We start from the raw sequence: 16757 nt of genomic DNA on the forward strand, positions 1-16757 counted from the left end.
ATAACCACATGAAGATTGAAGAATTCAGCACCGACCTGTTCTCCCTGAAGGGGCGAGCGGCGATCGTGACGGGTGGCAACACCGGTCTGGGCAGGGCTTTCAGTGTCGCGCTGGCTGCCGCGGGCGCCGACGTGTTCGTGGCCGCCCTGGCGGAAGATGACGGCACCACCCGCAGGTTGGTCGAGGAACGCGGCGGCCGTTATGAATTCATGACAGCAGACATCTCTCAGCGAGGGATTCCGGCACAGGTCGTTGCCGAGTGCGTCGACCGGCTGGGGTCAATCGACATCCTCGTCAATTCAGCAGGCATTTGCTTACTTGCCGACGTGGAGGACTTCAACCGTGAGCTGTGGGATCCGATGCTCGCCGTCAACCTGACAGCCGCTTTCGAGCTCGCCCACGAAGCCGGGGTGCGCATGTCTGCCGGTGGCGGCGGCAAGATCATCAACATCGCGTCCCTCTTCTCGTTCCTCGGCGGCCGTTCATCGCCGGCGTACGCCGCGACGAAGGCGGGAATGGTCGGCTTCACGAAGGCATACTGCGATGAACTCGCGGGGCGGGGAGTGCAGGTCAATGCGATTGCTCCCGGCTATTTCGCCACTGCTATCACCGAAGCCACTCGGGCCGACGACGATGCGTCACGTCGCGTGCTCGAGCACATCCCGGCGGATCGCTGGGGTGACCCAGCAGATCTCATGGGCGCGACGGTGTTCCTCGCCAGCCGCGCCTCCGACTACGTCAACGGCCACGTGCTCGTGGTCGACGGCGGCTATCTGGTGCGATGAAAGCGCCCGCCATCCGGCTCCACCGCTGACAAACCCATCACATCTCCCCAGAACAGAAGGCACACACCATGGCACGATCCCGCTCCCCACTCGCCCGTGACGAGGTTGTCGCCGGCGTTCTCGCTCTGCTCGGCCCTGACGGGACCGACACAGATCTCCACAACCTGCGGGAGGCGAGCGTCGACCGCTTCCGCAAGTACTCGGCAGTTCACGGTATCTTCGACGGACCCATTCCGGCCGTCATCGCCTACCCCGAGAGCGCGGAGCAGGTTGCAGCAGTGCTGCGCTTTGCTGACGAGAATCTCATCAACGTCGTTCCCCGAACTGGTCGCACGGCGACCGAAGGTGGGCTCGAGACGGTCATCGACGACACGATCGTGCTGGATGGTTCGCGCATGAACGCGATTCTGAACGTCGACCCGATCGACATGATGGCGACCGTGCAGTGCGGAGTACCCCTCCAGGTTCTCGAGGATCACCTCCGTCTGCAGGGGCTCACTACGGGGCACTCGCCGCAGTCGAAGCCACTCGCTCAGTATGGTGGGCTCGTGGCGACAAGGTCGATTGGACAGTTCTCCACCCTCTACGGCGCGATCGAAGACATGGTGGTGGGGCTGGAGGCCGTCTTCCCCGGAGGACACATCTCGCGGATCAAGAATGTTCCGCGCCGCGCTGCAGGGCCTGATATCCGGCACATCGTGATCGGCAACGAGGGTGCTCTGTGCTACGTCACCGAGGTGACGATTAAGGTCTTCCGCTACCAGCCTGAGAACAACCGATTCTTCGGATTCCTCGTCGACGACTTCGCGGATGGCGTTGATGCCTTGCGTCAGCTCGTCACAGACGGATACCGCCCGAGCGTGTGCCGGGCGTACTCGCCCGAGGACGCCCGCCAGCACTTCGCGCATTTCGCGAACGACAAGAGCGTGGTGATTCTGGTTGCGGAAGGCCCCAAGGGAATAGCGGATGCGACGGCGGACGCGATCGAGGCGCTGTTCGCGGGGCGCCCGCACGAGCGTGTGGAGACCTCACTGATCGAGACCTGGTTCGACAACCTGAACTGGGGCCAGGACAAGATCGATGCCGAGAAGCTGACCATGCTCAACGAGCACCATCTCGGCTACACGACGGAGGTCTCCATCGACTGGTCGCGGGTTCGCGCGCTCTATGATGCGATCATGACGAGGGTTCGCAACGAGTTTCCGCGCGCCGCAGATCTGACGATGCTGGGCGCGCATTCATCGCACAGCTATCAGACGGGAACGAACCTGTATTTCGTCTACGACTACATGATCAACTGCGAGCCACGCGACGAGATCGACGAGTATCACATCCCACTCAACGCGATCATCGTCGAGGAGTCGCTTCGTCTCGGCGGATCAATGGTGCACCACCACGGCATCGGCAAGTACCGCACGGACTGGACGGCCGAAGAGCACGGCAGCGCCTACTCAATGCTCGAAACCCTCAAGCGTGCGTTTGACCCGAACGGCATCATGAACGCAGGCACGATCATCCCCCTCGAACAGTGACGAGTTCGGCCGGGGGGCGCTTCGTTGTCGCCATCGACAACGGCTCGCAAAGTACGAAGGTCATGATCTTCGACGAGAAGGGCAACGTCCACGCGTCGGCGCAGCAGCGTCTCCGACCGTATGACACCTCCACCGCCGATCGGGTTGTGCATCCCGGCGACGACCTGTGGGAGTCTGTCGCCGCAACCTGTCGTGAGGCGCTCGCCGCGTTCGACGGGGACCTTGCCGAGATCGCCGGGGTGGGGTTGTGCACGATCAGGTTCTGCCGCGCACTTCTCGACCGAGACGGGCTTCTTGTCGAGCCGGTTCTCAGTTGGATGGATGCGAGGGTGTCACGCCCTCACGTCGCCGACGACGATCGGGTCGCGCGCATCACGACCTCGTCCGGCTACATCACAGGTCGACTCACGGGTGCCTACCGTGACACCGTCGCGAACTATCAGGGCGTGTGGCCCATTGACGTCGAGCGGCGGGCCTGGTCACGCAACGACTCTGACTACATCGCGACGGGGATGCGCCGCGACCAGCTCGCTGAACTCGTGGAGCCCGGCGAATTGCTCGGTATGGTGGCGCCGGACGCGGCAATCGCAACCGGGTTGCCGGAGGGATTGCCGGTGTTCGCGACGGCGAACGACAAGGCCGTCGAAGCGCTCGGCAGCGGTCTGGTGTCAGAACACGATGCGCTCCTGTCCCTGGGCACGTACATCGCTGCGATGACGCCCGGTCGATCGCCCGTCTCGACCTCGAGTTCGTATTGGGTCAACTTCGACTCGAGACCCGGTGGATACCTGAACGAGAGTGGTGGCATCCGACGTGGCATGTGGACGGTCAGTTGGTATCGGGATCTGCTGAACTCCGGGGGAGGGCCAGCTGTCGACGAACGGGCTCTCGAGATGGGTGCGCAGGACGTACCCATCGGCAGCGGGGGACTCTTCGCCATACTTGACTGGCTTGCGCCGGGCGACCACCCTGAACGGCGAGGAGCATTTCTTGGTTTTGACGGCAGCCAAGGGCGATATCACCTGTATCGAGCCGTGCTGGAGTCCATCGCTTTCACGATGCGCGTTCATCTGGACGCTATGGAAACGGCGCTCGGACGCCGATGTCGAGAGGTGATTGTGTCTGGCGGTGGCTCGCGTTCATTGCTGATGTTGCACATCCTCGCCAATGTGCTTGATCGCCCCGTACGCAGGACCGTCATCACGGATGCTGCCGGGCTGGGAGCCGCCATCTGCGCATTCGTTGGCACCGGAATCCATCCGGACTGGGACACGGCTGTTCGCGAAACCGTTCGTGTGGCGGACCGAATTGAACCAGATCCTCTCTCGGTTGCATCGTACGCTCCGTTCGCAGCGAAGCATGCCGGCCTTGCTGAGTTCACCGATCCACTGTTTGCCTGGCTGAGCGCGAACTCGACTGGCGCTTCCGGAGCCTGACGCCAGCGGTTACTGCACTGCTGCAGTGAGCCTGGCGATGTTGTCGAGGGCGCTCACCAGGAATCCGCGCTTCTCCCACTCTTCGAGGGTGAGCTCACGGCTGTTCGCGCGGTACGACTCTTCGACCTCACGCAGGGAGTCGATGAAGGCCTTGCCGCGCACCATGACCGACACCTCGAGGTCGAGGGTGAACGAGCGCATATCCATGTTGCTAGAACCGATGACCGCGACGTCATCATCGATCGTCATGTGCTTGGCGTGCAGAACCGTCGGGGACTTGTAAAGGAAAATGTGCACGCCTGCCTTGAGCAGTACCTCGTAGTAGCTGCGCTGGGCGTGGTACACGAAGAACTGGTCCCCGATTTCTGACACATACAGCTCGACCCTGAGCCCGCTCTGGGCAGCGGTGGTGATCGCGTAGAGCATCGAATCATCAGGCACAAAGTAGGGGCTGACCAGGATGACCTTCTCCTGGGCCGCGTACACCAGCGAGTTGAACAGCCGGAGGTTGTTCTCGCCGGGGAAGCCGGGCCCACTCGGAACCACCTGACAGTCGACGTCCCCGGTGCCCTCGGTCATGAACTCGAGCGCAGAGCCGCGCTCCACCAGATCGTCGGTCTCCGAATACCAGTCCGTGATGAACAAGGCGTTGAGGCCGGCCACGACCGGGCCCTCGAAGCGCACCATGAAGTCTTTCCAGTGCAGCCCCCGGCGGTGGTTCTTGCGACGCTGATACCCGGTTTCGATCACGTTCTGCGACCCGGTGAAGGCGACGGTGTCGTCGATCACGAGGATCTTGCGATGGTTGCGGAGGTCGGGGCGCCGGATTTTTCCCCGGAGCGGCTGGAACGGCAGCATCAGGTGCCATTGAATGCCCATGCTGTTCAGCCGCCGCTTGGTCCGGCGGTAGCCGGGATACTGGAAATTCCCGAGGTGGTCGAGCAGCACCCTGACGACGACCCCACGGTTGTGGGCGTCCTCCAGCGCGTCGAAAAAGGGAGCCGTCGTTGCATCCAGCGACAGGATGTAGAACTCGACGTGCAGGCTCTTCTTGGCGCCCTTGATCGCCTCGGTCATGGCGTCGAGGGCTTCCTGATTGTCCGAATATAGCTTTGCCTTGTTGCCGCCGACCAGCGGCATGGCGCCCAGGGTGCGGTTGAGTTCGACGATCGGTTCGAGCCATGACGGCCACGGTGGGTCGCGCTTGACGAGATCGATTCCCTCGGTTGTTTCGAGGATGTACTCGTTGATCTGCGCCTGCTTGCGTCGGCGATCCCGCGAGAGCTTGGCACTTCCCACGATGAGGAAGAGGATCACTCCGACGTACGGCACGAAGAAGATCGCCAGCAGCCAGGCCATCGCGGTCTGCGGTCGGCGATTGCGGGGAACGACGAGCAGTGCCACGATCCGGATGATGTAGTCGACAACCAACAACACCCCGGCAATCGAGATGTTGGAAACGAAGAAAAGGGCGAAATCATCCATCGATCGAATCCTATCGACAGAGAACCCCTAGTCCTTCCATTCAGCGAGTGGAAGATCGGATGTGCGTGCGCCGCCCGTCGGTCCCCACTTGACGCTCAGGTATTCGGTGCCATCCGAGTTGATTCGACTCATCCCCATCCGCAGGCCGATGATCATGAAAACTCCTTTACTGGTGCACGTCCCACCCGAGCTGAGCATGCCCTCGAAGCCTGCCATGCAGATGTTGCCGCCCGTGGTGGTGAAGGCGAAGACATCCCAACCATTGCTGCTGGCGAGCCAGCGGATCCTGTCTGCACGCTCCTCTCGATCTGCCCCGCCCGGCCAGGTCGGGGTACCCAACTGGGGAAAGCTGAACACCATGAGGGATGGCACCGGCACGAGGGCGAGGGCGCTGGCCGCAGCCAGCGTGACGGCGAGCGCGACGATGACGGCGAGCTTCTGGCGCCGCATCACGACGGAGGGCACGCTGAGCGGCCGCCATTCGATCTCGGGCGCCGGCCGCCGCGATTCAGCGATGGCAGCGAGTTCCGCCTGGGCTGCGGTGGGATCGACCCCATCCATTGGTTTGGAGTAGGCCCGTCGTTGAAGTTCGCGCTCGTACGATGGGTCATCGTACGGCGCGGCCGACATTGTTCTACCGGAAGTTCACGAACTGCAGGTCGACGTCGAGGTCTTTGCCTTTGAGCAACGCCATGGTCGCCTGCAGGTCGTCGCGGCTCTTCGACTGCACGCGAAGCTCGTCGCCCTGGATCTGCGACTTCACGCCCTTGGGGCCCTCGTCACGGATGATCTTCGAAACCTTCTTGGCGTCTTCAGACGAGATGCCGTTCTTGAGGCTGATTTCGATGCGGTATTCCTTGCCGCTCGCGAAAGGCTCTCCGGCATCGAGGGACCGCAGCGAGATGCCGCGCTTGATGAACTTGGCCTCGAGCACCTCGAGCACCGCTTTCACGCGCTCTTCGGCGCTCGCCTTCAGCAGCAGCTTCTCGCCGCTCCATTCGATGGATGCGCCGACGCCCTTGAAGTCGTATCGCGTGGCGATCTCTTTCTGCGCCTGATTGACGGCGTTGTCTGCCTCCATCTGGTCGACCTTGCTGACGATGTCGAATGTGGAATCTGCCATGTACCCATGCTAGAACCTCGACGGCGTTCCGTCGCGTCCGCGGGAATGCCCCGAGGCGCGCATCGGTTGCAGCGAGCGGCGGTGCAGCGTCACGCGGCGTCGCATCCGCCCCTCTCGGCGGCAGTCTGCGTAGCCTCAATCTTGTGCTCATCGGCACCGACCGTACGAAAACCACACCACCACACACAGAATCAGGCAGTCTCATGGTCAACAAATTTCTTGTCATCGCAGCAACAGCAGTCACGCTCGTAGCCCTGGTTGGCTGCTCGGCCTCTGGTCCGGCTGAGAACTCGGCCGAACCTTCCGCGGGCACTTCGCTCGCCGACGTGCAGAAGGCGGGAAAGCTCGTTGTGGCCACGGAGGGCACCTACCGCCCGTTCAGCTTCCACGAGGGAGGGTCTGGCGACATCACCGGGTACGACATCGATGTGATCACCGCGGTCGCCGACAAGCTCGACCTCGATGTCGAGTTCAAGGAGACCCAATTCGACGGCATCTTCGCGGGGCTCGAGGCGGGCCGCTTCGACGTGATCGCGAACCAGATCTCGATCAACCCCGAGCGTGAGGCCGTCTACGACTTCAGCGAGCCGTACACGGTTTCGCCCGGCGTGCTGATCGTGGCCGAGGACAACACAGACATCACGTCGTTCGCGACCCTGTCCGGCCACTCGAGCGCGCAGTCGCTGACGAGCAACTGGTACAAGGTCGCCGAAGACGCTGGCGCCGTGGTGCAGTCGGTCGAGGGATGGGCTCAGGCGGCGGAACTGGTCCGCCAGGGTCGCGTGGATGCGACCGTCAACGACAAGCTCACCTTTCTTGACTACCAGAAGACCGAGGGAGACACCGGCCTGAAGATCGTGGCCGACACCGATGAGGTGTCCAAGAACGCGCTTGTCTTCCGTAAGGGCAGCAGCGATCTGGTCGCCGCGGTCGACAAGGCGCTCGATGAACTACGCGCCGACGGCACGCTCGCCTCGATCTCGAAGAAATATTTCGGGGAGGATGTAAGCCAGTAACCACACCCACTACCGGATCGGATGACGGATGATCAACTGGGAGTTGTTCTGGTCGGCCTTGGGCCCGATCGCGCTCGGCGGCCTTATCGGCACCATCCCCGTCGCTCTCGCCTCGTTTGCGCTCGGGCTGGTCATCGCGCTGTTCGTCGCCCTGGCGCGGATCTCGGGCATCCGGGTGTTATCGGCGCTCGCGCGTTTCAACATCTCGGTCATCCGCGGTACCCCCTTGCTGGTGCAGCTCTTCGTGATTTTCTACGGGTTGCCTAGTCTCGGGCTGCTCATCGACCCGTGGCCGAGCGCCGTCATCGCGTTCTCCCTGAACGTGGGCGGCTATGCCGCCGAGGTGATCCGGGCGGCGATCCTGTCGGTTCCGAAGGGGCAGTGGGAAGCCGGTTTCACGCTCGGGATGCGTAGGTCGACGAGCTTGCGCCGCATCATCCTGCCGCAGGCGGCGCGGGTCTCGGTGCCACCGTTGTCGAACACTTTCATCTCGTTGGTGAAGGACACCTCGCTCGCGTCGCTGATCCTCGTCACCGAGCTCTTCCGCGAAGCGCAGAAGGTCGCGGCGTTCAGCCAGGATTTCATGCTCATCTACATCGAGGCGGCCCTGGTCTACTGGGTGATCTGTCTGGGCCTGTCTACGGCGCAAAACCGTCTGGAGAAGAGGTTGGACCGCTATGTCGCCCACTGAAGTCGCCGGGGGATCCCCGCTGCTCGAGGTCACCGGACTGTCGAAGGCTTTCGGCAAAACCGAGGTGCTGCACTCGATCGATCTGAGCCTGAACAAGGGCAGCGTTACGGTGCTGATCGGTCCGTCGGGCTCGGGCAAGACGACGGTGCTGCGCTCGCTGAACGGCTTGGAGCGACCGGATGCCGGCATCGTCACGATCCGCGGCGGCGAGACGCTCGGGGCCGACGACGAGGTGCGCGTCGACTTCGCCGCACCTGCGAAACCGCGGATGCGACAGCTGCAGGCCGAGCGCCTTCGCGATCGGTCGGCGATGGTGTTTCAGCACTTCAACCTGTTCCCGCACAAGACCGTTCTGCAGAACGTGGTCGAGGGGCCGATCATCGTGCAGCGACGCGCGCGTGCCGAGGCCGAAGCCGAGGCTCTGGCCTTGCTCGACCGGGTCGGGCTCGCCGACAAGCGCGACAGCTACCCGTTCGAGCTCTCGGGCGGCCAGCAGCAACGCGTTGGCATCGTGCGGGCGCTCGCCCTCAAACCCCAACTTCTGCTGTTCGACGAGCCGACATCGTCGCTCGACCCGGAGCTGGTCGGCGACGTGCTCGGCGTGCTGAAAGGGCTCGCCGACGACGGATGGACCATGGTGGTGGTCACGCACGAGCTGGTCTTCGCCCGGCAGGTGGCCGACGAGGTGCTGTTCATGGACGGCGGCGTGATCGTCGAGCGCGGCGCGCCATCCGAGTTATTCGCGAATCCGCAGCACGAGCGCACGAAGCAGTTTTTGCACCGCCTGCTGTTCCCGCTCTGATGAGCAAACGATGGCTATGGATGCTGGGCGCCACCCTTGCCGTGATCGCCCTGGTTGTCGTGACGGCGGTCGCGCTGACACCCACGCCCGTCGACGAGCCGCGAGCTGCGGAGCAGCCATCCGTCGATTTTTCGTCGCAGGCAGCTGACCCTCCGTTTGCCGACGAACCGACGCGACCGGGGTATGTCGGGCTCATCGACCCGGAATGGGTGTCACGCGCAGCCCAGCAGACGGGCATCCCGAAGCTTGCCGTGCTGGCGTATGCCGGAGCGATCGTGCGCAGCCGTGAGGTCTACCCGGAGTGCGGAATCGGATGGAACACCCTCGCGGGCATCGGGCTGGTTGAGAGCGACCACGGGCGGCATGGCGGTTCGGTGATCGGCGACGACCTCCGGGTGCGTCCCGACATCTTCGGGGTGGTGCTCGACGGGGGCGAGACCCGGAACATCCCGGACTCCGACGGCGGCGCCATCGACGGCATCAGCGACTTCGACCGTGCGGTTGGCCCCATGCAGCTCATCCCACAGACCTGGTCTAGTTGGCCGTCAGACGGAAACGGCGACGCCATTGCGGACCCACAGAACATCGCCGACGCCGCCATCGCGGCGGCGAACCACATGTGCCGGGCTGCGGGGGAGATGGTGACGCCGGACGGGTGGCGGTCCGGCATTGCGTCGTACAACAACGCCACCACCTACGGCACGGCGGTGGCCACGGCCGCCCAGCGTTACGCCGACGCCGTCGACGGTTAGGACTTCGGGCGCGAGGTGCTGGAGCGCACGATCAGCTCGAACGGGAGCGGTGTGTTGCTCGAGGCGTGTGCCGTGTGGTCCGGGTGGAGCTGGTCCATGAGGATGTCGACGGCCATTTCACCCTGAAGCGCGGGGAACTGGGCGATCGATGTCAGGCCGAAGAATTCGGCGAGCTCGTGGTCGTCGACGCCGATGATTGAGACATCGTCTGGCACGCTCAATCCGAGATCCCGGGCCGCGAGAATCGCCCCGATGGCCATCTCGTCGGATGCCGCGAACACCGCGGTCGGTCGCTTGCGCGGGTTGCCGAACAGCTGTTTCGCGGCGGCGTAGCCTCCGGGAATGGTGAAGTCTGCTGACTGGAAGAGTTCCGGGTCGGCGGTCAGGCCGGCATCGGCCAGCGCCGCAATGAAACCGCCGCGTCGCTGGGATGGCACGTGGAAGTCCATCTCGGACTGACGGTTGCCGCCGATGAACCCGATCGTGCGGTGACCGAGCGCGAGCAGGTGCTCCGTCGCCAGTTGCGCAACCGCGCCGTCGTCAATGCTGAGCGTGCGCACCCCGGCAATCGAGCCGCCGACGCCCACGATGGGCTTGTTGATGGTGAGGAGTCGCTCGACCTCGCTGCCGGTGAGCTCGAGCGAGATGGCGATGACGGCATCCACTCGTTTACGCAGCAGGAAGTCTTCGAACACGCTCGTGCGCTGATCTTCGCCGCCGCTGAGGTTGTAGAGGGTGAGGTCGTAGCCGTGGCGAAGCAGCGCCTGCTCTGCGCCTTCGAGCACCGCGCCGAAATACCAGCGGTTTAGGAATGGGATGACCACGCCGATGTTGCGCATGCGGCCGGTGGCAAGGCTCGATGCGTTCGACGAGACCACGTATCCAAGCTCGCGGGCTGCAGCGCGAACCCGGTGGCGGGTGGTCTCAGAAACGTGCCCATTGCCGCTGAGCGCGCGCGACACCGTTGCCGTGGATACCCCGGCAAGTTGGGCTACCTGGTTGATTCCCGGCATTGGGTGGCACCTCCTCGGTCGCGAGCCGAGCTTACCGTCGCAGGCATGGTCACAGTTCGCCCAAAGAGCTTGTATCCTTGATCCGCACGTTCCCTTAGTGATTACGCTGGGGGAGGGTGCCTCGGCATGTTACCCAAGTGGCCAAAGGGATCTGACTGTAAATCAGACTGCTTCGCATTCGGGGGTTCGAATCCCTCACATGCCACCGAGAAAGTGCTGGTCAGAGTGCTGTTTTGCGAAAACAGCCACTCCAAAACCCCACAAGACCCACGCATCGCCCGCAAGTGCAGCTGATTGGTGGCGATCCGCGCGATCTAGATTCGTCCGTCGAACGCCGGAACCTGGGGGAGGACCGGGGCCGTCCGCTGTCTTCGCGGCGTCGTGGTCGCCTAGAGGCTCAAAGGGGAAGGGTTGCGCGCCGAGCCACACAATACGCGGGGTGACGCCGTACTGGTTGTAGGGTCCGAACCCCACAATCCTGGTGTTGCTGTACCTTCACGCCGGCCAGGGCAGCGGTGCCTCTACGTCGACGTTCGACTTCGTGACCGGTTGGTCGGAGGTCGTGACCGGACTGAGGTATCTCCGCGACCGCGACTCCGCCCCGGCGACAACCCAGTTTGAAGAGATTAAGGTCGTCGATGACCTGGCTTTCGAGGAGTCGGTCAATCTCTTCTCGATCAAATGGGACTCGAAGACGAAATGATCGACGGGATCGTCCACCACGCCGACGTCCTCACCCTCGAAGGCGCCAGCTACCGGCTCCGCGGCCGAGGCATTGACAGCCTCCCCAGCATCCGAACGACCACAGACGAAAATCCTAGCTAGACTGCCCGCAACCGTTCACTTTTCGAACGCCGAAAACGTTCAGAATTCAAGCGCCGTCGACACAGCCCGAAACGGTGCTTCGAGGGTGACCGATAGGGTTCGTGCGCTTCGAGCGGCGGAGAAGCAGAAAGACGCGATTGCCGGGCTCGAAGAGATCATCTCTGGGCTCATTTCCGACAAGGCCGAAGTGACTCGAATTGCGCAGGCCTATCAGTCTGAGCTTGTGTCTCAGCGGCTTTACGAATGGTGACGTGACGTACATTGCCGACACCCTTTTCCGTTGCTCGAGAAACTGGAAAGTGCCACCGGAGGCGCGCAAGCCGCGGCACAGCTCGACGCTATCCGACCTCTTCTCTCAGTAGAGACCGCAACGTGCTTCAACTGCTGGGGTTCGACTTCGGCCGTGCCCTCGGGGAGCCGCTGACAAAACGGAGAAGTCGATTCTTTCCCGGGTCGACCAGTCCGAGGCTTTGAGGGTAGAAAGTTTGAAGCGAGACCAGCGCTATATACAGCTCGCCCTGGATGCGGACGCCCTCGAACGACACAAGTCACTATTCGTGACGTAGTTGATCACAGACCATCTGCGATCTATCAAGACATCTCTGACGTTTGTGCATCACGATGTACGTGCGAGATCGACCAACTCGACCGAGTGGGCAGTCATGCCGTGCGCTATTCCTCCGCCTGTTGCGCAGACTTGCCTTCGACCGCGTAGTCGTCGAGCATGCGATCCCAAGGAATAACTCCTACTCGATTCGCCCAGGTCTGCCATGCCGCGGTGAGTTCGGTGACCAGTTCCGGCTGTTCTGTCGCGCGGTCGTGTAGTTCGCTACGGTCGGCGTCAATGTCGTATAGTTCCCAATCCGAGGGGAAGTCCTTGACGAGCTTCCACCGTCCACGACGGATTGCGGCATTTCCAATGTGTTCCCAAAAGAGGGTTCGATCAGACTCAAGGTCCTCTCCGCGCAGGCTCGCGAGCATGGAGGAACCCTCGGCATCAGAGTCGGGTGTGATGCCCGCGACCGTCAGAATGGTGGGCAGTACGTCGACGAGTTGATGCGCAGTGGTCACGACAGATCCCGTAGCGAGTTGTCCGGCAGGCCAGTGTGCAATGAAGGGAGTGGAGATTCCGCCTTCATGCACCCATCGCTTGTAGCGTCGCAGCGGCGTATTAGAGAGGTTGGCCCACGGCACACCGTAGCTCGCGTAGGTGTCCTCGGGGCCGGGGTCGATGTCAGCCCTGTTGCCGGCCCGGATATCGTGCCCGTCGCGTGTTCCTGAGCGAAGAACGGCATCTTTTTGCGCGAAGGAGGCGAGGTCGCCGATGGGCAGCTCTTCGGCGGAGGCGCCGTTGTCAGCGAGGAAGATCACCAGAGCGTTCTCGAGCCTGCCTGCATCTGCCATAGCCTGCAGCACGCGGCCGATACCCCGGTCCATCGATTCGACCTGGGCTGCGTAAGCCTCCATCCGGCGAGCCTGCCACTTCTGGTCCTCCGCATCTTGCCAAGCTGGCTGGCTGGGATCTCGCGTACTCAGTTCCGATCCCTCGTCGATGATGCCCTCGGATACCATGCGCTCGAGTCGCTCGGCCCGCAGGCTGTCCCAGCCGGCATCAAATTTCCCGGAGTTGTTGGCGATGATCTCTGGCTGGGCGTGAAGGGGCCAATGGGGCGCGGTGTAAGCAAGGTAGAGGAAGAACGGATCATCCGATCCCTCAGCCTCAAGGTCGCGGATCCAACCGACAGCTTCGTCGCTGATGGCGTCGGTGTAGTAAAACTCAGAACGGCGCGCATCTGGCGCCGGGTCCTCTCCGCGGGTGAGTGTTTGTGGATCGAAGTAACTCGAACAACCAGCGAGCGTGCCAAAGAACTTCTGGAAACCGCGACGTGTGGGCCACGATCCACTCGGAGCCGAGACATCCCCAGAGAGATGCCACTTGCCACTGAGCCAGGTGCGCCATCCCGCCTCGGAGAGGTGCTCGGCTACAGTCGCAGAGCTTTCGGAGAGGTTGCCCGGGTATCCGCGGGGGAGGTCCGGACGGGTCAACACGCCGATGCCGGTCTGATGGGGATGCAGGCCGGTCAGCAGCGATGCACGCGAGGGACTGCAACGGGCGGTGTTGTAGAACTGCGACATGCGCACCCCCTCGCGACCCAGCCGATCGAGCGTGGGGGTGTTGAGCTCGCCGCCGTAGCAGCCGAGGTCGGAGAAGCCAAGGTCATCCGCGAGGATGAGCACGATGTCGGGGCGATTCATGATTCCTTACCTGTTCTCTACGTCGAGAGCCGTGACCATAGTGCCACATAATTCTAATCAGTAACTAAACCTCTTTCATTCGCGGGGTTAAGGTGTACTCGCCGCACTAACGGCGGAGTAGGAGGCGATCATCACTATGTCAAACTTGCCATTCTTGGGGCTGGCCGCATCAGCGCGCCAAGCCGGAGGCACCCCCGTTGATTTGGGGCGCGCTAACGCGGCCAGCGTGCTCGGCGCGATCCTTGCGGAGGGCCCGTTGGCTAGGGCTGAGATCGCCGATCGTGTGGGTCTCACCAGGGCAACAGTGACCAGGGTGACCAATCGGCTCATTGAACTCGGAATCGTCAGGGAGGGAGAGCCCCGCAGGGAGAACCCCGGGCGCCCGCTTATACCCATCGAGCTCGCCGGTGAAGGTCGTTCTGTCATCACGCTCCATTTCGGAGCGCACGAAACGCGCATCGGTGCCGTTGACCTTTGCGGGCGTGTGCTCGCCGAGTGGCGCGAGCCGTACCGCAGCCCCGATCCAGCCGTTGTCGTACGAGACGCTATCCGTAAAATCGTCGAGATGCGCTCCCAGATGGAGACCACAACCCGCATATTGGGAGTCGCGGCAAGCGTCGGTGGATGGGTCGAGCCCGACAGTGGGGTCGTGGTTCGCTTTGAGCCCCTGGGGTGGGCCGAGGTGCCGCTGGGGTCGATGCTTTCAGACTCATTAGACCTACCCCTCTACTTCGATCAGATGGTTCGAGGGCTCGCGCTGGCCGAGCGCATGTTCGGTGCGGCTCGCGGTGCTGACGATTTCGTGGAGATGTGGATCGGAAATGTGGTCGGCGCCGCCCTGGTGCAAGATGGTTCGATACGCCGGGGGCCCCGCGGGGCTGCTGGCACGATCGCGCACTTCCCGGTGCGAGGCGGCAGTGATACGCGTTGCGAGTGCGGACGATCCGGATGCCTAGAGCGTAGCGTTAGCGACGAGGCAGTACTCGCGGCGGCTGAGCGCGACGGTCTCGCTCACACGACGGTTCTGCGCGATATCGTCGAGCTCGCACAGGCTGACGCGCCTGGCGCTCGAGACCTCATAGCGCGCGTGGCGCGCATGGCTGGAGAGGCCGGCGCTGCCATGGCAGACCTGGTCAATCCTCCGCTGTTCGTTGTCGCGGGGCTCATCACCACTGCACCGGACTACGTCAATGAGTTCCGTCGGCAGTTCACGCGAATGGCAAAGCTCAGTGAACTGGTGGAGGTTCGCGCGTCGGAGTTCGGTGACCTCGCTCCGACGATTGCGTCCGCTTCGTTGCTTCTCGACGCCTATTACCGCGATCCCTTCGGATTCGAGCACGTCCAGGTGTAGTGGTGTTGCGTTAGTTAGAGACTGCAACTATAGTAACTGGCAGCCGCTGGTCACTGCCGGCTGGAGAGTAGACAAAGGAGTCACAGCAATGCGAAACGCCCCAAGGAACGGTCGGCTTGGCCGGCGAACCGCCGCAGTTGCAGCGGCAGCAGTATCGGTGGCACTGGCGGTGAGTGGCTGCGTCTCCGCTGTGGACTCGCAGCCCGAGAGCACCCCCGCCGCTGGTGGCATCCTGCAAATCGTGCAGGGCGCCGATATCTCACCCAGCACACTGATGTCGCAGAACAACCCGAATTTCAGCATCAACCGTCTCGTTTTCAACTCGCTCGTCGAGCTCGACCACAAGACCCTTGAGCCCACGCCTGAGTTGGCAACCGAATGGGACCTGTCTGACGACGGGCTAACCCTTGCCTTCACCCTGCGTGAGGGTGTGACCTTTCACGACGGCAAAGCGTTTACCTCGGCAGACGTGATCGGGAGCATTCAGACTCTGCTGCGCGACGACGTACCTTCGCAGCTGAAGCACGTGGCTAAGAAGATCACCGACATGGTCGCCGATGACGACCTGCATGTGACCTTAACGTTCAGCCAGCGCATGAGCAACATGTTCGACCTGTTCGAGATGATGCGAATCGTCGACGTCGACACCGTTGACAAGCTGCTCACCGGCGAGGAATTCAACGGTACCGGCCCGTTCAAGGTCGACACCTACACGCCGGGCCAGGGGCTTGAGCTCACGAAGAACGAGGACTACTGGAAAGACGGGGCGCCGCTACTAGACGGCGTCGAGATCACGGTTGTGCGTGACTCGCAGTCGATGCTCTCATCGCTCAAGTCTGGGCAGAGCGACCTGGCCCTCGACCTCGCTCCTTTGGATGCGTCGACGCTCGCGAGCGACCAGCAGTACGAGGTCGTTCAGTCCGACGCGTTCGACTCCACCTACTACCTCGGCTCGAACGTCAGCGTTCCGCTGCTCTCCGACAATAGGGTTCGCCAGGCGATTGCCTACTCGATCGATCGCGACCGTGTGTTGCAGCAGGTGCTAGGGGGCGTCGGGCAAACCACCTCCCTTCCATGGTCGCCGGCCTCGCCGGCCTATGACGAATCCAAGGCAAACTTCTACGATTACGACATCGCCAAGGCCAAGGACCTGCTCAACGAGGCCAGCGCGACCGGCGCGTCGATCAATGTCTACTACGACGCTGGTTTTGCCCCGAACGTTGGCCTCGCGGAGATCGTCGAGTTCAACCTCACCGAGGCCGGCCTGAAACCCAACATGATGCCCGTGCAGGCGGCTGAATTCCTCGACAAGCTGCGCTCCGGTGGGTTCGACGGTCTGTTCATGACAGGTCACGGGTTTGGCCAACTCAATCCTGCGACTCTGGTCAAGGGGGCCTTCCCGTACAACGCAGACAAGAACGCCTCGGGGTTCGACAACCAGGAGTACAAGGATCTCGCCAACGCGGTGTGGACAGGGGAAACCGGCGACAAGGTTGCGACGGACGCGCTGAACGACTTCCTGCTTGACCAGCAGTTCGTGAGCGACATCGTCAACACCACGCACACCTTCTCTATCAGCAACAAGGTCAAGGGCCTCGCCTGGACAATGCTCGATTACATCGATCTCGACCAGGCATACTTCGGCTAACCCTCTCGGCGGAGCCGCCTCCCGGCCGCACCCCCCACCCAA

The 16757-nt window shown here is 62.7% G+C and carries 16 protein-coding genes and 1 tRNA gene; 12 read left to right on the forward strand and 5 right to left on the reverse strand.

The genetic code is table 11. From position 1 onward, the window contains the following. The first annotated feature begins 8 nt into the window (after positions 1-8). The 3 genes from QMG83_RS14235 to QMG83_RS14245 all read left to right on the forward strand — a co-directional run bounded on the left by QMG83_RS14235 (position 9) and on the right by QMG83_RS14245 (position 3753). Positions 9-785, forward strand: a complete 777-nt coding sequence (locus tag QMG83_RS14235; protein WP_283506070.1) for an SDR family oxidoreductase — start codon at positions 9-11, stop codon at positions 783-785. A gap of 68 nt (positions 786-853) precedes the next feature. Further along, the gene (locus QMG83_RS14240; RefSeq protein WP_283506071.1) at positions 854-2317 is read left to right on the forward strand and encodes an FAD-binding oxidoreductase; all 1464 of its coding nucleotides are present in this window, start codon (positions 854-856) and stop codon (positions 2315-2317) included. Beyond that, the gene (locus QMG83_RS14245) at positions 2314-3753 is read left to right on the forward strand and encodes an FGGY-family carbohydrate kinase (RefSeq protein ID WP_283506072.1); all 1440 of its coding nucleotides are present in this window, start codon (positions 2314-2316) and stop codon (positions 3751-3753) included. Before QMG83_RS14240 ends, QMG83_RS14245 begins: the two co-directional genes overlap by 4 nt. Positions 3754-3762: 9 nt before the next feature. Here QMG83_RS14245 and cls read toward each other — a convergent pair whose 3' ends face one another. Genes cls through QMG83_RS14260 form a run of 3 tightly spaced genes read right to left on the reverse strand, consistent with a single transcriptional unit; the run spans position 3763 to position 6361 of the window. Continuing rightward, positions 3763-5238, reverse strand: coding sequence for a cardiolipin synthase (cls, locus tag QMG83_RS14250; protein ID WP_283506073.1), 1476 nt, complete (start codon positions 5236-5238; stop codon positions 3763-3765). A 27-nt stretch (positions 5239-5265) separates the two neighbouring features. Continuing rightward, complete coding sequence (locus QMG83_RS14255; protein WP_283506074.1) at positions 5266-5868, reverse strand: hypothetical protein; 603 nt, start codon at positions 5866-5868, stop codon at positions 5266-5268. A 4-nt stretch (positions 5869-5872) separates the two neighbouring features. Beyond that, a complete protein-coding gene (locus tag QMG83_RS14260) occupies positions 5873-6361 on the reverse strand; it encodes a YajQ family cyclic di-GMP-binding protein (RefSeq protein ID WP_283506075.1) in 489 nt (162 codons plus the stop codon). 203 nt (positions 6362-6564) lie between these two features. Between QMG83_RS14260 and QMG83_RS14265 the strand changes: the two genes are divergently transcribed. From QMG83_RS14265 to QMG83_RS14280, 4 genes are read left to right on the forward strand one after another with little or no spacing between them, the layout of a single operon-like run. After that, positions 6565-7377 (forward strand): amino acid ABC transporter substrate-binding protein, encoded by an 813-nt coding sequence (locus tag QMG83_RS14265; RefSeq protein WP_283506076.1) that lies wholly within the window; start codon positions 6565-6567, stop codon positions 7375-7377. 28 nt (positions 7378-7405) lie between these two features. Next, positions 7406-8068, forward strand: a complete 663-nt coding sequence (locus QMG83_RS14270) for an amino acid ABC transporter permease (RefSeq protein WP_502949042.1) — start codon at positions 7406-7408, stop codon at positions 8066-8068. After that, positions 8055-8870 carry an amino acid ABC transporter ATP-binding protein gene (locus QMG83_RS14275; RefSeq protein ID WP_283506077.1) on the forward strand — a complete coding sequence of 272 codons (816 nt, stop codon included), beginning with the start codon at positions 8055-8057 and terminating at the stop codon, positions 8868-8870. The genes QMG83_RS14270 and QMG83_RS14275 overlap by 14 nt, the downstream gene beginning before the upstream one ends. Further along, complete coding sequence (locus tag QMG83_RS14280) at positions 8870-9622, forward strand: lysozyme family protein (RefSeq protein WP_283506078.1); 753 nt, start codon at positions 8870-8872, stop codon at positions 9620-9622. The genes QMG83_RS14275 and QMG83_RS14280 overlap by 1 nt, the downstream gene beginning before the upstream one ends. Here QMG83_RS14280 and QMG83_RS14285 read toward each other — a convergent pair. After that, complete coding sequence (locus tag QMG83_RS14285; protein WP_283506079.1) at positions 9619-10635, reverse strand: LacI family DNA-binding transcriptional regulator; 1017 nt, start codon at positions 10633-10635, stop codon at positions 9619-9621. The two genes, QMG83_RS14280 and QMG83_RS14285, sit on opposite strands and share 4 nt — an antisense overlap. Before the next feature lie 123 nt (positions 10636-10758). Between QMG83_RS14285 and QMG83_RS14290 the strand changes: the two genes are divergently transcribed. From QMG83_RS14290 to QMG83_RS14300, 3 genes are all read left to right on the forward strand, one after another. Beyond that, positions 10759-10840: transfer RNA gene (locus QMG83_RS14290), tRNA-Tyr, on the forward strand. A 279-nt stretch (positions 10841-11119) separates the two neighbouring features. Then, positions 11120-11338 carry a hypothetical protein gene (locus QMG83_RS14295; protein WP_283506080.1) on the forward strand — a complete coding sequence of 73 codons (219 nt, stop codon included), beginning with the start codon at positions 11120-11122 and terminating at the stop codon, positions 11336-11338. 207 nt (positions 11339-11545) lie between these two features. Then, positions 11546-11710 (forward strand): hypothetical protein, encoded by a 165-nt coding sequence (locus tag QMG83_RS14300; protein ID WP_283506081.1) that lies wholly within the window; start codon positions 11546-11548, stop codon positions 11708-11710. Between the two features lie 422 nt (positions 11711-12132). Here the strand turns inward: QMG83_RS14300 and QMG83_RS14305 are convergent, their stop codons facing one another. Then, complete coding sequence (locus QMG83_RS14305; RefSeq protein ID WP_283506082.1) at positions 12133-13716, reverse strand: arylsulfatase; 1584 nt, start codon at positions 13714-13716, stop codon at positions 12133-12135. Positions 13717-13852: 136 nt separating this feature from the next. Here QMG83_RS14305 and QMG83_RS14310 point away from each other — a divergent pair, with 136 nt between their 5' ends. Further along, positions 13853-15067 carry an ROK family transcriptional regulator gene (locus QMG83_RS14310; RefSeq protein WP_283506083.1) on the forward strand — a complete coding sequence of 405 codons (1215 nt, stop codon included), beginning with the start codon at positions 13853-13855 and terminating at the stop codon, positions 15065-15067. 88 nt (positions 15068-15155) lie between these two features. Continuing rightward, positions 15156-16715 (forward strand): ABC transporter substrate-binding protein, encoded by a 1560-nt coding sequence (locus tag QMG83_RS14315; protein WP_283506084.1) that lies wholly within the window; start codon positions 15156-15158, stop codon positions 16713-16715. Positions 16716-16757 lie beyond the last annotated feature (42 nt).

Source organism: Salinibacterium sp. G-O1 (genome assembly GCF_030063305.1).
Classification (GTDB): domain Bacteria; phylum Actinomycetota; class Actinomycetes; order Actinomycetales; family Microbacteriaceae; genus Rhodoglobus.

Coding starts and splice junctions, on each gene's coding strand:
- QMG83_RS14235 (WP_283506070.1), top strand. CDS start 9: ATGAAGATTGAAGAATTCAGCACCGACCTGTTCTCCCTGAAGGGGCGA.
- QMG83_RS14240 (WP_283506071.1), top strand. CDS start 854: ATGGCACGATCCCGCTCCCCACTCGCCCGTGACGAGGTTGTCGCCGGC.
- cls (WP_283506073.1), bottom strand. CDS start 5,238: ATGGATGATTTCGCCCTTTTCTTCGTTTCCAACATCTCGATTGCCGGG.
- QMG83_RS14255 (WP_283506074.1), bottom strand. CDS start 5,868: ATGTCGGCCGCGCCGTACGATGACCCATCGTACGAGCGCGAACTTCAA.
- QMG83_RS14260 (WP_283506075.1), bottom strand. CDS start 6,361: ATGGCAGATTCCACATTCGACATCGTCAGCAAGGTCGACCAGATGGAG.
- QMG83_RS14265 (WP_283506076.1), top strand. CDS start 6,565: ATGGTCAACAAATTTCTTGTCATCGCAGCAACAGCAGTCACGCTCGTA.
- QMG83_RS14270 (WP_502949042.1), top strand. CDS start 7,406: ATGATCAACTGGGAGTTGTTCTGGTCGGCCTTGGGCCCGATCGCGCTC.
- QMG83_RS14275 (WP_283506077.1), top strand. CDS start 8,055: ATGTCGCCCACTGAAGTCGCCGGGGGATCCCCGCTGCTCGAGGTCACC.
- QMG83_RS14280 (WP_283506078.1), top strand. CDS start 8,870: ATGAGCAAACGATGGCTATGGATGCTGGGCGCCACCCTTGCCGTGATC.
- QMG83_RS14285 (WP_283506079.1), bottom strand. CDS start 10,635: ATGCCGGGAATCAACCAGGTAGCCCAACTTGCCGGGGTATCCACGGCA.
- QMG83_RS14305 (WP_283506082.1), bottom strand. CDS start 13,716: ATGAATCGCCCCGACATCGTGCTCATCCTCGCGGATGACCTTGGCTTC.
- QMG83_RS14310 (WP_283506083.1), top strand. CDS start 13,853: ATGTCAAACTTGCCATTCTTGGGGCTGGCCGCATCAGCGCGCCAAGCC.
- QMG83_RS14315 (WP_283506084.1), top strand. CDS start 15,156: ATGCGAAACGCCCCAAGGAACGGTCGGCTTGGCCGGCGAACCGCCGCA.